This is a genomic window from Kitasatospora sp. NA04385 (assembly GCF_013364235.1).
Taxonomy (GTDB): domain Bacteria; phylum Actinomycetota; class Actinomycetes; order Streptomycetales; family Streptomycetaceae; genus Kitasatospora.
Genome location: NZ_CP054919.1, coordinates 6230399 through 6243782, shown reverse-complemented (window position 1 = coordinate 6243782; position 13384 = coordinate 6230399). Strand labels below are relative to the sequence as shown.

The 13384-nt window shown below is 71.5% G+C and carries 8 protein-coding genes; 3 read left to right on the top strand and 5 right to left on the bottom strand.

The window, feature by feature from the left end; genetic code table 11:
• Positions 1-207: 207 nt before the first annotated feature.
• The 3 genes from HUT16_RS27735 to HUT16_RS27725 all read right to left on the bottom strand — a co-directional run bounded on the left by HUT16_RS27735 (position 208) and on the right by HUT16_RS27725 (position 3386).
• Entirely contained in the window at positions 208-993 is a 786-nt protein-coding gene (locus HUT16_RS27735; RefSeq protein WP_254898377.1) for a carbohydrate ABC transporter permease, read from the bottom strand.
• A gap of 131 nt (positions 994-1124) precedes the next feature.
• Positions 1125-2024, bottom strand: coding sequence for a carbohydrate ABC transporter permease (locus tag HUT16_RS27730; RefSeq protein ID WP_176190780.1), 900 nt, complete (start codon positions 2022-2024; stop codon positions 1125-1127).
• Positions 2025-2090: 66 nt separating this feature from the next.
• Positions 2091-3386 (bottom strand): ABC transporter substrate-binding protein, encoded by a 1296-nt coding sequence (locus tag HUT16_RS27725; protein WP_176190779.1) that lies wholly within the window; start codon positions 3384-3386, stop codon positions 2091-2093.
• Between the two features lie 421 nt (positions 3387-3807).
• On the opposite strand from HUT16_RS27725, the gene HUT16_RS27720 reads away from it, so the two are divergent.
• On the top strand, positions 3808-5586 hold the full coding sequence (locus tag HUT16_RS27720; protein ID WP_254898013.1) for an alpha-glucosidase: 1779 nt from the start codon (positions 3808-3810) through the stop codon (positions 5584-5586).
• A gap of 72 nt (positions 5587-5658) precedes the next feature.
• Here HUT16_RS27720 and HUT16_RS27715 read toward each other — a convergent pair whose 3' ends face one another.
• Positions 5659-6870, bottom strand: coding sequence for an ROK family transcriptional regulator (locus tag HUT16_RS27715; RefSeq protein WP_176190778.1), 1212 nt, complete (start codon positions 6868-6870; stop codon positions 5659-5661).
• A gap of 294 nt (positions 6871-7164) precedes the next feature.
• On the opposite strand from HUT16_RS27715, the gene HUT16_RS39375 reads away from it, so the two are divergent.
• Both HUT16_RS39375 and HUT16_RS27705 read left to right on the top strand, forming a co-directional pair.
• Positions 7165-9468, top strand: a complete 2304-nt coding sequence (locus HUT16_RS39375; protein ID WP_176190777.1) for a carbohydrate-binding protein — start codon at positions 7165-7167, stop codon at positions 9466-9468.
• Positions 9465-12302 (top strand): TIM-barrel domain-containing protein, encoded by a 2838-nt coding sequence (locus HUT16_RS27705; RefSeq protein ID WP_176190776.1) that lies wholly within the window; start codon positions 9465-9467, stop codon positions 12300-12302. Before HUT16_RS39375 ends, HUT16_RS27705 begins: the two co-directional genes overlap by 4 nt.
• 103 nt (positions 12303-12405) lie before the next feature.
• Here the strand turns inward: HUT16_RS27705 and HUT16_RS27700 are convergent, their stop codons facing one another.
• Positions 12406-13329: a carbohydrate kinase gene (locus HUT16_RS27700; protein WP_176190775.1), complete on the bottom strand. Its 924-nt coding sequence runs from the start codon at positions 13327-13329 to the stop codon at positions 12406-12408.
• Between the last annotated feature and the right edge of the window lie 55 nt (positions 13330-13384).

The following is a 13384-nucleotide window of genomic DNA, read 5'->3' as shown; positions in this document are numbered from 1 at the left end:
GAACGGGGGATTCGCCGTGGCCCGGCCGGTGTGGGGCCGGTGCCGCGGCTGCACCGCCCCGGGCGGCGGGGTGCCTCGGGGCGGGAGCTCTCGATGAGGGTGGTGACGCTGGGGGTGAGACGGTGGGGTCTCTGACGCTGCTGCGGGGAACCGGGGCCCCGGCGGCCGCGGTGCGGGGTCGGGCCCCTGCCGGTGCGGACGGGGGCCCTACTTGACGGCTCCGGCGGCCATGCCGCGGGTCAGGGTGCGCTGGAAGGCGAAGAAGAAGAGCACCATGGGGAGGATGCCGAGCAGGGCGGCGGCGCTGAGCGCGGTGGGGTCGCTGGTGAACTGGCCCTGCATGGCGGACAGTCCCAGGGGGACGGTCTGGTTGTCGTTGGAGATGAGCAGGACGACGGGGTAGAGGAACTCGTTCCAGCTCCAGACGAAGAAGAAGACGCACATGACCGAGAGGGTGGGCCAGCTCATCGGCAGCACGATCCGCCACAGGATGGTCCACCGCCCGGCGCCGTCGAGGGAGGCGGCCTCGATCAGTTCGCGGGGGAAGCCGCTGAAGACGGAGGTCAGCAGGTAGGTGCCGAAGGCGCTGTAGACGATGCCGACGAGCAGGGTGTAGCCGAGCTTGTCGTCGTAGAGGCCGAACTGCTTGAAGAGGTAGTAGATCGGATAGACGAGTCCCTCCTGCGGCAGGACGTTGACGCCGAGGAAGAACACCAGCAGGGGGGTGCGCCAGCGGACGCGGCCGATGCCGATGGCGTAGGCGTTGAACAGGGCGAGCGCGACGGCCACGACGACGACGCCGAGGCTGGTGGTGAGGCTGTTGGTGAGCTTCTGGGTGAAGTCGACCCGCTGCCACACGTCGCCGAGGATGCTCCAGTTCCAGGACTCCGGCCAGCTGAGGGGGCCGTTCTTGCGGTAGTCCGCGGACGTCTTGAAGGAGTTGAGGACGATGACGAGGAACGGGGCGAGGAAGGCGAGGACGAAGACGCCCATCGCGATGGTGACGGCCCGGGACAGCGGGGTGCGGCGGCCGGCGGCGGAGCGGGCGCCCGGCTTCGTCCTCGCGGTCTTCGGGTGCGGGGTGGCGCCGGTGCGGGCGGGCGGCGCGGTGCGGGTGTCGGTGCTCATGCTCGTCCGTCCTCGCGGGCCTGGCGGGTGAGGAAGGCTCCGGCGATGATCAGGACCAGCAGCGACATGGTGCTGGAGATCGCCGAGCCGTAGCCGACGTCGGCGCGCTCGAAGAAGTTCTGGTAGGCGAAGTAGGAGGGGACCAGGGTCGAGTTGCCGGGTCCGCCGCCGGTCAGGACGTAGATCTGGGCGAAGACCTTCAGACCGGCGATGGTGGTGGTCACCAGCACCACGTAGACCTCGGGCCGCAGCAGCGGGACGGTGATCCGGGTGAAGCGCTGCCACCAGCCGGCGCCGTCGAGTTCGGCCGCCTCGTACAGTTCGGGGTCGATGCGCTGCAGGCCGGAGAGGAAGAGGACCAGCGGGTAGCCGAGCTGCATCCAGATCAGGACGAACAGGACGACCCACAGGGCCAGGTCGGGGTTGCCGAGCCAGTTCTGCGCGAGGCCGTCGAGGCCGGCCTTGGCCAGCAGGGAGTTGACGGTGCCGCGGGGCGCGAGGATCCAGCCCCACATGAGGCCGGTGACGGCCACCGGGATGACCTGGGGCAGGTAGAGGCCGGAGCGGAAGGCGTTGACGAGGCGGTCGCCGTGCTTCTTGCCGATGTAGTCGAACAGGACGGCGGCGATCAGCAGGCCGAGCATCGTGGGGACGACGGCCATGCCGAAGATGAGGAAGAAGATGTTGCGGAAGGACGCCCAGAAGTCGGCGTCGCCCAGCAGGCGGGTGTAGTTGTCCAGGCCGGTCCACGTCGGGTCGCCGATGCCCTGCCAGCTGGTGAAGCTGTAGCCGAAGGTCATCAGCAGCGGGACGACCAGGAAGAGCAGGCACAGCAGCAGGCCGGGCGCGAGGTAGAGCGCGTAGCCCGCGGACCGCGAGCGGGGTTTGGTGTCCATCGGTGCTCCTTGGGTCGGGGCGCCGGCCGCGGGTGCGGTCGGCGCCCCGGGTCGTCCGGCCGGGGGTCAGTGCCGGGAAGCGGCCTGCTTCTCGTAGGGGGCGGCGATCTGGTCCAGGACGGACTTGGCGTCGGTGCCGTTCATGAGGTTCTGGGTCGCGGAGACGAGGACGTCGTAGTACCCGGCGGCCGGCCAGTCGGGGTAGTAGCCCAGGCCGTCGCTCTTCTGGATCTGGTCGAACTCGCTGACCAGCTCGCGGGACTTGGGGTCGGTGATGGCGTCCGGCTGCGCGGCGATCGGGACGTTGCCGTTGTTGCCGATCAGGGCCTGGATCTCCGGGGACATCGTGATGTCGATGAAGTCCTCGGCGAGCGTCTTGTTCTTGGAGTGCTGCGGGACGACCCAGAGGTTGCCGCTGGAGCCGAGGGTGATCTTGCTGCCGGGGAAGTTCGCGGTGCCCCAGTCGAAGTCCTTGATGTCGGACTTGAAACCGCCGAACCACCAGTTGCCGCCGACCAGGATGGGGCGCTTGCCCGAGACGAACTGCTCGGTCATGTCGGCGCCCTTGAGGCTGACGTCGTCCTTGTCGAAGTAGCCCTTGTCGAGCCAGCGCTGGTAGGTCTCGACGGCGTAGGTCCACTCCGGGCCGTGGAAGTCGATCGTGCCGGAGAAGGTCTGGTAGTCCTGGACCCACTTCTTGTCGGCCTTGGACAGGGCCAGCAGGTAGAGCCAGTGCGAGGCCGGGTGGTCGTTGCCGGCGTTGGCCAGCGGCGTGATGCCGGCGGCCTTGAACTTCGCGAGGGCGTCCTCGAAGCTCGCCATGTCGGTCGGGATGCTCACGCCGTACTTGGTGAACATGTCCTTGTTGTAGTAGGAGAGGACGAACTCGCCGTAGTTCGGGATCCCGTACCACTTGTCGCCGCCCATCTCGCCCTTGGCGTTGTAGCGGGCGGGCACCGAGGCGCTGTCGCTGATCTTGGCGGTCCAGCCGCGCTCCTTGGCGACCGCGGTCAGGTCGGTCAGCAGCCCCTGCCTGGACAGCAGGCCGGCGGTGGCGTTGCCCTTGTTGTACTCCATGACGTCGGGCGCCTTGTCGGAGTTCAGGATCATGCCGGCGCTCTGCTGGATCTGGTCGAACGTCTTGCGCTCGAACTCGACCTTCACCCCGGGGTGGGTCTGCTTGAACTTCTCGATGGCCGCGTCCCACGCGTTGCTCAGGGCGCCGTCCTGCTCCTCGTAGTGCCAGATCCGGAGCGTGTTGCCGCCGGAGGCGCTGTCGGAGCCACTGCCGCAGGCGGTCAGCGGGAGGGCGAGGGAGAGGGCGAGCGCGGCGAGGGCGGCGCGTCTGCGGGGGAGGTTCATCGGGAGTCCTCGGGTGATGGCGAACCGGGTGGCGGGGCTGCGCACCCGGCACGGGCCAGGGAGTCGGAGCCGGGCCGCCTGGCACGGGGCGGCCCGGTGCGTCCGGTCGGCTCGACCGCAGGGACGTTGCGGAAGGCCTCGGTCGTCCGGCGCCCGCCGATCGTGACACGGGCCACTTTCTCGCGTCAAGAAACTATCGAAACACGAACATCACCATGTCGTAACAGCACAGACGCGCAGGTGACATCCTCGTGCGCCCGCGCCACGACGACAAGAAGCCGTTGACAGCCAGCAACTTTCTCGACAAAAGTAATTATCTCCGAGGCAGTGCGCTGCCCAGCCACCTGCCCGGTCGTCCGCCCTGCCGGAGCCCGGCAGTACCGGCGTCCCCGTTCCCCGTTCCCCCGAGAGGTCGTTCCCCGTGTCCCTCGACGTCCGCAGCATTCCCGAGCAGTCGGCTCCCGCGCCGCAGGAAGGCCCCGGCCCGGAGGCCCCCGCGCCGTGGTGGCAGTCCGCGGTCGTCTACCAGGTGTACCCGCGCAGTTTCGCCGACTCCGACGGGGACGGGATCGGCGACCTGCGCGGCATCACCTCCCGGCTCGACTACCTGCACGAGCTGGGCGTCGACGTGCTGTGGCTGTCGCCCGTCTACCCCTCGCCGCAGGACGACAACGGCTACGACATCAGCGACTACCAGGACATCGACCCAGTCTTCGGCTCACTGAGCGACTTCGACGAGTTACTCGCCGGCGTCCACGCCCGGGGCATGAAGCTGGTCATGGACCTGGTGGTCAACCACACCTCCGACGAGCACCCCTGGTTCCGGGACTCGCGCGCGGGCGTCGGCGGCAAGCGCGACTGGTACGTGTGGCGCCCCGCCCGCCCCGGCCGCGTGCCGGACACGCCCGGGGCCGAGCCCAACAACTGGGGCTCGTTCTTCTCCGGCCCGGCCTGGGAGTGGGACGAGGCGAGCGGCGAGTACTACCTGCACCTGTTCTCCCGCAAGCAGCCCGATCTGAACTGGGAGAACCCGCGGGTCCGGCAGGCCGTGTACGCGATGATGCGCTGGTGGCTGGAGCGCGGGGTCGACGGCTTCCGGATGGACGTGATCAACCTGGTCTCCAAGGACCAGCGCTTCCCCGACGGCGCGGTCGCCGACGGCGCCGCCCACGGCGACGGCTCGCCGTTCTACGTGTGCGGGCCCCGGATCCACGAGTACCTGCAGGAGATGCACCGCGAGGTGTTCGCCGCGCACCCGGGGCGGCTGCTGACGGTCGGCGAGATGCCGGGGGTGGACGTCGAACAGGCCCGGTTGTTCACCGACCCCGCCCGCGCCGAGGTCGACATGGTCTTCCAGTTCGAGCACGTCGGCCTCGACCACGGCCCCGGCGGCAAGTTCGACCCCCGCCCGCTGCGGCTGAGCGAGCTCAAGCGCTCCCTCGGCCGCTGGCAGGAGGGCCTGGCCGGCACCGGCTGGAACAGCCTGTACTGGAACAACCACGACCAGCCCCGCGCCGTGTCGCGCTTCGGCGACGACGGCCCCCGTTACCGGGAGCTGTCGGCGAAGGCGCTGGCCACCGTCCTGCACCTGCACCGCGGCACCCCGTACGTCTACCAGGGCGAGGAGCTGGGCATGGCCAACGCCCCCTTCGCCGCCGTCGACGACTTCCGCGACATCGAGTCCCGCAACCACTACGCCCACGCGGTCGCGGCCGGCGCCGACCCGGAGCAGGTCCTCGACGGGCTGCGGCGGATGGGCCGGGACAACGCGCGCACCCCGATGCAGTGGGACGCCTCGCCCGGCGCCGGATTCACCACCGGGACGCCCTGGATCGCGGCCAACCCCGACCACCTCCGCGTCAACGCCGCCGCCCAACTCGCCGACCCGTCCTCCGTCTTCCACCACTACCGGCGCCTGATCGCCCTGCGCCACGGCGAACCGGCCGTGGTCCACGGCGACTTCACCATGCTCCTGCCCGAGGACGAGCACCTGTACGTCTTCACCCGCAGCCTCGACGGGAGCGCGCTCCTGGTCGCCGCCAACCTCGACGGCGCTCCCCGCCCCCTTCCGGCCGCGGTGCTGGAGGGGTGGGGCGGGGCCCGCGTCCTGGTCGCCAACTACGCCGACCTGCCCGACCTGGGCGGCTCCCGGGTCCTGCGGCCCTGGGAGTGCGTGGTGCTGCGACGCGCTGCGGTGTGAGAACGGACGGTGCCCCGGACCGCGGCTTCCCGCCCGGTCCGGGGCACCGTCATGCGCGCGGCCGCCCCGGCGTCACGACTGGACGGCGTCGCGGATCACCAGGCAGGCGGCGCCGCGCGCCCAGAGGTCGTCGGTGACCGCGTCCACGATCACCTCGCAGTCGGCGGCGGCGGTGGAGAAGGCGTGCTCGCGCAGGGACGCGGCCATCGCCGGCCCGAACAGGTCCTGCACCGCGGCGCCCTCGCCGGCCAGGACGATCTTCTCCAGGTTGAGCAGGTTGCACAGGCCCGCGAGCCCGCGGCCGAGCGCGTCCCCGGCGGCGGCGAACGCCGCGAGCGCCGTCTTCGAGTCCGGGCCGCGGCCGGAGCGGGCCAGCGCGACGGCCTGCTCGATGTCGTCGCAGCCCGCCAGGCCCGCCTCGCGCAGCCGTCGCAGCACCGCGCCGTAGGAGACCAGGGCCTCCAGGCACCCGGTGTTCCCGCAGCTGCACACCGGCCCCGTCGGGTCGAGCGGCATGTGGCCGAACTCGCCCGCCAGGCCCGTGCGGCCCAGGTGCAGCCGCCCGCCCAGCAGCAGTCCGCACCCCACGCCGGGGCCGACGGTGACCACGGCGAACGACTCGGTGTCCCGCCCGTGGCCGAACCACTGCTCGGCGACCACCAGGGTGTTCACGTCGTTGCCCACCGCCACCGGCAGACCCGTCGCGGCGGCGAGCGGACCGGCGACGTCCTCGTCGTGCCACCCCATCAACGCCGAGTACCGGCACAGCCCGGCGGCCGGGTCCACGTGCCCGCTGACCCCCACGCCCAGGCCCAGCATCCGCTCCGCGCTGCCCGGCACGGACGCCAACAACTCCTTGACGCCCTGCGCGGTCGCCGCCACCACGGCGTCGATCCGCCGGTCGGTCAGCGGCTGCTCCCAGCGCGCCAGGACCTGCGCCCCCAGGTCGGTCAGCACCGCGGTCACCTTCGACGGCCCGATCTTCACCCCCACGACCAGGTGCAGTTCGGTGCGCACCTGGAGCATCCGCCGGGGGCGCCCGACCGCCCCCTCGGCGGCCGCCGAGGCGTCCTCGACCAGGTAACCGGCGTCCATCAGCGGATTGACGATCTTCGTGACCGTCGACTGGGACAGCCCCAGCTGCTGCGCCACCTCGGTCCGCGACAGCGGGCCCGCGGTCAGGATCGCGGCGAACACGTCCGCCTTGGTGCGCTGCCCGGCCGGGTCCGCGGCCGGCACCCACAGCCGGGGCACCGGCCGTCCAACGGGCATCTGGATGGTCACGGTCGGCCTGCCTCCAATGTCTCGCCCCCGGCCGTCGGCCGACGCGGCTGCGGATCAGTCTGGCACCGGTCCGCCGCACACGGCGGGCATCGCGCAGTTAGTTTACATAGCCAAGAAAATGAAGGGGAGCCTTGACCGCACGACCCTTGACTTCACATGCACACGTCGCCACGATGTGGGCGGCGTTAATTTCTCGCTTCAAGCAAGTATCGGAAGCTCTCCTCCGGGACCGCTCCGACTGCGACGACGCCCCCCTCCCCCTCCGTCCCACCCCACCTCACGGAGAACGATCCCATGCACCGAAGAATCGGCCAGGCCCTGCTCGCGGCCGCCCTCGCCGGGACCGCCCTGCTGGTTCCGGCCTCGTCGTCCGAGGCCCGGGAGAGCACCAGCACCCGCACCGGGACCAGCTCGCACCCCCTGTACTGGATCGCCTACGAGCAGCCGTTCACCAGCGACTCGCCCCTGACCGAGGCGCAGTGGGACGCCGACATCTCCTGGGTCTCGCACAACCTGAAGCCCTACGGCTACACCATGGCCAGCACCGACGGCTGGATCGAGGGCGGCACCCAGACCGACGCCCACGGCTACGTCCTGAAGTACAACGACTCCTGGACGAAGACCTGGAGCGGCGTCAAGGACCAGCTCGACTCCGCGGGCCTGGACATGGGCGTCTACTACAACCCCCTGTGGGTGACGCCCGCCGCCGTCGCCGACCCCGCCAAGACCGTCGTCGGCCGCCCCGACCTCAAGGTCTCCGACATCGTCACCCCCGGCGACCGCTTCCTCGGCAACCCGGACAAGCCGCTCTACTGGGCGGACGTCACCAAGCCCGGCACCAAGGAGTACGTCCAGGGCTACGTGAACTACTTCAAGCACATCGGCGTCAAGTTCCTGCGCATCGACTTCCTGAGCTGGTACGAGTCCGCGACCGCCGTCGGCGCGCCCGCCGGGTCCGTCGCGCACGGCGCCGACAACTACGCCACCGCGCTGCGCTGGATCGAGGAGGCCGCCGGCCCCGACCTCGAAGTCAGCCTGGTCATGCCGAACCTGTACGACCACGCCGCCACCGAGGTGAAGTACGGCGACCTGATGCGCATCGACGAGGACGTCTTCGGCGGCGGCTGGGACCACGTCAGCGGACGCCGGCAGACCTGGCAGCCCGGCTGGAGCCAGTGGGCCAACCAGTTCCTGGGCTTCACCGGCTTCTCCGACGTCGGCGGCCGCGGCGCGATGACCCTCGACGGCGACTTCACCCGGCTCAACACCTTCCCCGACACCCCGATCGGCGACGCGGGCAAGCGCACCGAGATCTCCCTGCTCACCATGGCCGGCGCACCCATCGCCGTCGCCGACACGAACACCACCGGCGACGGCCAACTCGCCTACTACCAGAACCGCGAGATCCTGGCCCTCAAGCAGGAGGGCTTCACCGGGAAGCCCGTCTACCGCAGCGCCGCCCCCTACGAGCCCGCCACCGACGGCCAGGAGGCCACCGGCAGCCGCGACACCGAGCGGTGGACGGGCCAGACCGCCGACGGGGACTGGGTCGTGGCCCTGTTCAACCGCGACGACACCCGGACCCGCACGCTCAGCCTCGACCTCTCCGCCGAAGCCGGACTCACCGACGGCGGCGACGCCCGCGACCTGTGGACCCACACCGACCTGGGCCACCTCACCTCGGTGACCGCCACCCTCGCCCCGCACGACGTCAAGCTGGTCCGGATCAAGCCGACCGGGCCCACCGCCGACGCGTTCACCACCACCTACCAGGCCGAGGTCGCCACCTGGCGCGACGGAGCCAGGTTCGACAACAACCACGCCGGGTACTCCGGCACCGGGTTCGTCGACAAGCTCGAAGCCGCCTCCGCGGGCTCGAACGTCGTCTTCGCCGTCGACGCCCCCGAAGCCGGCAGCTACGACCTCGGCATCCGCTACGCGGCCGGCGGCGGCACCAGCACCGTCCACTGGAGCGCCCAGAACCTGGCCGGCGCCCAGCAGTCCGCCGGCACGGCGTCCCTGCCCGGCACCGCCGACTGGAACACCTGGGCCACCGGCCACCAGCAGGTCACCCTCACCCGGGGCGTCAACCTGCTGACCGTGCGCCGCGACGCCGCCGACACCGGCGCGATCAACCTGGACTCCGTCACCCTCGACAACCGCGACCCCGTCGCCAACGGCGGCTTCGAGAGCGGCGACCTGTCCGGCTGGAGCGAGTGGCACGGCAGCGCCCCGCAGTACGGCGTCGACTCCTACGACGTCGCCGACGGCCAGTACAAGCTGTACTTCTACGACCCCGCCCGGCCCGTCCGGCAGAGCACCCACCAGACGCTCTCCCTGCCCGCCGGGACCTACACCGTCCGCGCCAAGGCCAAGCTCCAGTCCCTGGCCGGCAACCCCGTCACCACCGCCCGCCTGGAACTCACCCCCGGCGGCGCACCGACCACCACCTCCCCGATCACGCCCGGCGCCGCCTACCAGGACGTCACCGGCACGGTCACCCTCGACACCGCCGGCACCCTCGACCTCGGCTTCTACCTCGACGCCGGCCCGGGCACCTCCCTGCAGCTCGACGACGTCACGGTCACCCGCGGATGAGAGCGCCCACCGCCCGCCGGCGGGCGCCGTCCGCCGCCTTCGCCCTGGTCCTCGCCGCCGCCCTCACCCTCGGCGCGCACCCGCGAGAAGCCCGCGCCGCCTCCCTCGGCGACGTCACCGGTGTGAGCGTCACCGGCGACACCGTCACCGTCTCCGTCGGAGCCGACCGGCTCGTCGTCCGCGCCCTGCGCCCGGACACCGTCAAGGTCGACTACCGGCCCGGCGGTGCGGGTAGCCCCGACACCCCGGTCATCGACCCCGGCAAACAGTGGACCGGCTCGAACACCACGAGCATCGACACCACCGCCGACCCCGTGGTGATCACCACCGACCGGCTCAGCGTCCGGATCGCCAGGCACCCCGCCCGGGTGGCGATCTACGACTCCACCGGCACCCCGCTGCTCACCGAACCCGCCTCCGGCGGCGTCGAACCCGGCGCCCTCCACTTCACCCACGCCCCCGGGCAGAACTTCTACGGCATCACCGGCACCCCCGTCCCCCACGCCGAGGACGACCCCAAGCAGAGCCTCGCCGCAGGCATGCAACGCGACTCCGGCGGCCACGTCAGCGCCGGGAAGCAGGGCGACGGCGGCGCGCCCCTGGTGTTCACCACCCACTACGGACTCCTCGTCGACTCCGTCGACGGCGACTTCGACATCACCGACACCGGCCTCACCTTCACCGGCGTCTCCAAGACCGACGTCTCCTACTACGCCGTCGCCGGACCGCCCAAGCAGGTCATGAACGCCGTCGCGGAGATCTCCGGCCTGCCCGACATGGCCCCCAAGTGGGCCCTCGGCTTCAACAACAGCCAGTGGGGCAGCACCGAGGACGAGGTCAAGGGCATCGTCGACGGCTACCGCAGCCGGCAGATCCCCCTCGACGCGTTCACCATGGACTTCGACTTCAAGGCCTGGGGCGAGGACGACTACGGCGAGTTCCGCTGGAACTCCACCTCCGCGCCCGGCAACGTCCAACCGGACAAGTACCCCGACGGAGCCTCCGGCGCCTTCGCCCGCGACATGGCCGACCGCGGCGTCCACCTGATGGGGATCATGAAACCCCGCATCGTCATCGGCGCCCCCGACGGCGGCACCACCGCCCAGGGCCGGTGGGCCCGCGACAACGGCTGTCTCTACCCCGGCCGCGCCGACTACCCCGAGTACTTCTCCGGCCGCCTCGCCAACGACATCGACTTCTCCCAGCAGAAGTGCCGCGACTGGTACTGGCAGCACGCGAAGAACCTCGCCGACACCGGCATCGCCGGCTGGTGGAACGACGAAGCGGACGAGGCCAACGGCACCGACTTCGACAGCCTCCAGCACACCGACATGCAGCGCGCCCTCTACGAGGGGCAGAGCGCCACCTCGGACCACCGCGTCTTCTCCCTCAACCGCAACTTCTACCTCGGCGCCCAGCGTTACGGCTACGGCATGTGGTCCGGCGACATCGACTCCGACGCCACCACCCTCGCGAACCAGCGCACCGGCCTGCTCACCGCCGCCAACATCGGCGAGACCCGCTGGGGCATGGACATCGGCGGCTTCACCGGCGACCCCACCGACGAGGCGTACGCCCGCTGGATGGAGTTCGGCGCCTTCGTCCCCGTCTACCGCGTCCACGGCACCCTCGACAAGAAGCGCCAGCCCTGGCTGTACGGCCCCGCCGCCCAGGCCGCCGCCACCAAGGCGATCGACCTGCGCATGCAACTCATGCCGTACCTGTACGCCAACGAGCGCACCACCCACGAGACCGGCATCGGCCTGGTCCGCCCGCTCTTCTACGACTACCCCGACGACCCGGCCGCCGCGAACCTCACCAGCGAGTGGATGTTCGGCGACTCCCTGCTCGTCGCCCCCGTCGTCGAGATGGGCGCCACCGGCAAGAGCGTCTACCTGCCCGCCGGCACCTGGACCGACTGGGCCCGCGGCACCACCTGGACCGGCCCCACCACCATCGACTACCCCGTCGACCCGGCAACCCTCCAGGACATCCCGCTGTTCGTGAAGGGCGGCGGCATCGTCGCCACCCAGCCCGTCCAGCAGTACACCGGGCAGGCCCCCGTCACCCAGCTCGACCTGAACGTGTTCCCCGCCGACACCGCCACCGACTTCACCGTCTACGACGACGACGGCCTCACCACCGCCTACAAGAACGGCAGTTACTACCAGCAGAAGATCACCGCCCGGCGCACCGCCGACACCGCCACCGTCCGCACCGACGCCCGCACCGGCTCCTACGACTCACCGCTGCGGTACAACGTCGTCAAGATCAACCGCTGGGACGCCACCGGCGTCACCGTCGACGGCGCCACCCCCGCCGCCTACCCCGACCTCACCGCCCTGGAAGCCGCCGACGGCGAGGGCTGGACCACCGGCACCGACCAGTACGGCCCCTACACCGCCGTCAAGGTCCGCGCCGGACAGGCCCGCACCGTCCAGGCCACCGGCAGCCCCCAGGGCCACCTCGTCGGACTCGCCGGCAAGTGCGCCGACGTCTCCGACGGCGACACCGCCAACGGCACCCCCGTCCAACTGTGGGACTGCGCCGCCGTCCCCGCCCAGCAGTGGACCTTCACCGACGGCAAGCTCCACGCCCTCGGCAAGTGCCTGGACCTCGAATCCGGCGGCACCGGCAACGGCACCCGCGCCCACCTCTGGGACTGCCTGCCGGTGGCCTCCCAGACCTGGGAACGCACCGCCGACGGCCAGTACCGCAACCCCGCCTCCGGCCGCTGCCTCGACGTCTACCAGCAGTCCACCGCCAACGGCACCCGCCTGCACCTGTGGGACTGCCACTCCGGCACCAGCCAGAAATGGAGCACCCCCCGGTAACCGGCACCCCTCGAGGCCCCGGTCCGCCCGCTCACCCGGTCGTCCGGCGCCGCGTGCTGCGGCTCACCCCCAGGTCCTCCCGTGCCCGGGCATCCGCAAGCGGTCACCCGCTTCCGGGTGCCCGGCGACTGGAGGCGTCGGTGAGTTCGGCGGCGGTGGGCGGGTTGGCTCCGGCGCGGGAGACGGTGATGGCAGCGGCCGCGGCGGCGGTCCGCAGGGCGGCGGTCAGTGCGTCGAGGGAGGGGCGGTGGGTGTCGAGGGTGGCGAGGAGTGCGGACATGAAGGAGTCTCCCGCGCCGACGGTGTCGACGACGGTGGTGGGCGGGGCGTCGACGCGGGTCTCGCCGGTGGGGGTGAGGGCGAAGGCTCCGTCGCCGCCCCGGGTGACGACGACGGTGCCGGGGCCGAGGGTGAGCCAGCGGGCGGCGCTGTCGCGGACGGGGATGCCGGGGTAGAGGAAGGCGAGGTCCTCGTCGCTGGCCTTGACCAGGTCGCTGAGCGCGACACAGTGTTCGACGGCGGCGACGGCGGCCGCCCGCTCGCCGACCAGGCCGGGGCGGACGTTGGGGTCGTAGGAGACGGTGGCGCCGCCGGCGCGGGCCTCTCGGAGCAGGCGGCGGGCGACTGCCGCGCCGGGTTCCTGCACGGAGGCGAGCGAGCCGAGGTGGACGTGCCGGGTGCGGGGCGTCGGGGTCGGGGCGAGGGTCCAGTCGATCGCGAACTCGTAGGAGGCGCTGCCGGACGGGTCGAGGGTGACGATGGCGGTGGGTGTCGGGACGTCCTGGCCGTCCGTCAGGACGGTGGTGCCGCCCGCCTCCAGGTGGGTGCGGATCAGTTCACCGTACGGGTCGTCGCCGAGCTGGGTGAGCAGGGCGGTGCGCCGCCCGAGCCGGGCGAGGCCGTGGGCGACGTTGGCGGGGCTGCCGCCGGGGTGCGGCCGGTCGGGGAGGCCGGGAGTGCGGACGATGTCGGCGACGCACTCGCCGATGACGAGGAAGTCGAGGTCCGCTGTGGTGGGTTCGGGCATGGCGGTGGGCTGCTCCCGGGTAGGGGGTGGGTGCCCGGGGCGGCGCACGGGGTGC